This is a genomic window from Synechococcus sp. R55.7 (assembly GCF_047461955.1).
In the GTDB taxonomy this organism is placed as follows: Bacteria; Cyanobacteriota; Cyanobacteriia; order Thermostichales; family Thermostichaceae; genus Thermostichus.
In genome coordinates, this window is record NZ_JANSIC010000241.1 from 2,497 (window position 1) to 3,657 (window position 1,161).

The 1,161-nt window shown below is 53.5% G+C and carries 1 protein-coding gene; it reads left to right on the forward strand.

What is annotated here, in order from left to right:
* A partial coding sequence (locus NW820_RS10985; protein ID WP_414407507.1) for a GAF domain-containing protein occupies positions 1–1,161 on the forward strand: 1,161 nt, incomplete at both ends.

The window sequence follows — 1,161 nt, forward strand, 5'->3', positions numbered from 1 at the left end:
GGCATTACCGAAGATATTACGGAGCAGAAAGAAGCAGAGCTGGCTCTACAAGAAAGCGAAGCTCGGCTTAGGGCTATTCTGGATGGGATCCCTTTTCCCATCTTTCTCAAAGATCTGGAAGGGCGCTATCTTCATGTAAACAAGACTTATCTACAACAGAGAGGCTGCAAGGCAGAAGAGCTCTTTGGAAAGTTGGATAGTGAGCTGTTCGCATCAGAAGAGGCTCTAGAATTTCGAGATCAGGATCAAAAAGTCCTGCAATCTCCGCATCCTGTCAGCTACGAGCGAACCTTTTTCCGCGATGGCAAGAGATTGACCCAGTGGGTCACCAAGCTTGCCCTGCGGGATCAGCAGGGGTCTCCTTACGCCGTTTGCGGCATCGCTGTGGACATAACGCCCCTCAAACAAGCCCAAGATCTGTTGCTGAAAGAAGCAGAGCGGGAGCGGCTGCTTGGAGCTTTGCTGCGACGCATCCGTCAGGATTTGGATTTGCAATCTATCTTGCAAACCACTGTTGCAGAAGTGCGAGAGGTTTTCCAGGTGGATCGGGTGATGATCTATCAGTTGCAGGAAGGTGTAGGGGGGTTTGTAGCTGCTGAGTCGGTGGCGGATCCCTGGCCCAGCCACTTGGGCCGCCGGGTGTGGGATGCTTGCCTTCGCCAGGATCCTTGCTACCGCAAGTACCAAGAGGGCTTTGTGCAAGCCATAGCCAACGTGGCGACGGCCAATTTGGATCCTTGCTATCGGGAGCTCTTGGAATCTTTCCAGGCCCAAGCCAACTTGGTGATCCCAATTCGGCGGGGAGAGGATCTCTGGGGCCTTCTGGTGGCACAGCACTGCCAATCCAGCCGCCCTTGGCAAGAGTGGGAAATCCGGCTTTTACAAGAGCTGAGCGATCAATTAGCCATCGCGTTGCAACAGGCCCAGTTATATGAACAACTGCAAGCCCTCAATCAAACCTTGGAAGAAAAGGTTCGGCAACGCACCTCTGAGTTGCAGCGATCCCTGCAATTTGAGGCCCTGCTGAAACGCATCACTGACCGGGTGCGCGACTCTCTGGATGAAGCTGAAATTCTCAACACCGCTCTGCGCGAGCTGGGAGAAAACCTAAATGCAGATGGCTGCGATATTGGCCTTTACAACGCCGATCTCACCCTTTCC